Annotated in this window: 1 pseudogene; it reads right to left on the bottom strand. The window is 42.6% G+C overall.

The features are described 5' to 3' along the window. Window positions 1–1,039, bottom strand: a pseudogene (locus FMM05_RS21090) (hypothetical protein); the annotation flags it as partial.

The raw sequence follows: 1,039 nt of genomic DNA, 5'->3' as shown, positions 1-1,039 counted from the left end.
TTGTATAAACCCGGAACCGAGGTTGTAGATGGCGTTGTATAATTTATTTGCAAGGCAAACAGATCTGTACCTAAACCTAATAACGGATCGTTGATGTTTTTTAGCCAGCCTCGGATGTTGTATTTATAATCAACTATTTGCAATGCTATAGCGTCGCTGTAGGTTGTGCCGGATGTGCCGCCTACTTTCTTATTAACCAATTGCCCGATGTCGTTATACTGGTTAAAGGACAGCAACTGTACGGCCTGCGTACCTATCTTATGGGTATGACTTAACGGCCTTAGCACAAAATTATCAAAGGTGTAATAATCAAACACGTCAAACGATGCGCTTGCGCCCTTTTTATGCGTTGTTTTAGTTTCTGTAATATTCCCGGTAAAGCCCAGGCGAATATAAGTTTGTGTGGTGTAATCTAAGAAGTCGTTATCCTCCATTGTATAAAGCACCCTTCCTTTAGCATCATAGGCAATCTGGCTGGTTGTCCATAAGTTGCCAGTACTCGTAAGGGCGCGCACCAGAGACGCCGTTGGAAGGCCTTTTGCATTAATAATTGTTGGTATTAGGTTTACTGCGTTAGGCACTGTACCTGCCCCTGCATTATAGGTATCATAATAGCTAACTGTATATAATGACATTTTAGTTTGATCGGTTGGAAATGCATTTTTTGTATAATAAACAGTTACTCCACTAAGCGTATAGCCCGAAGCTGCCGCTGTTACCCTGCTTTCGCTAAGGGTAGGGTTTGTTACAGCGTCGCGCTCTATTTGTATGGCTTTACGTGTGCGGTTATCGCGGTACTCACCACTGTAAGTAATACGTCCTACGGCATCATATTTAGTAAAAAGCCAATAGCCGGGATTGGGGCTTAAAGTCGTGTCTACTTTTGCCCTTAAATTTTCATCCTGGGTCAGTATTGGCCTGTCCAACTTATCATACACCACATGTGTCCAACCGGCATCAGGTACGTGTTTTTCTATCTGCCTGTTGCGCTTATCGTAATGATAGATATAGCAAAGCCCGATTACATTATCCCTTATCT

Source organism: Flavobacterium zepuense, from assembly GCF_007097145.1.
In the GTDB taxonomy this organism is placed as follows: domain Bacteria; phylum Bacteroidota; class Bacteroidia; order Flavobacteriales; family Flavobacteriaceae; genus Flavobacterium; species Flavobacterium zepuense.
Note: the sequence above shows the minus strand (reverse complement) of the source record. Positions and strands in the feature narration are given on the sequence as shown.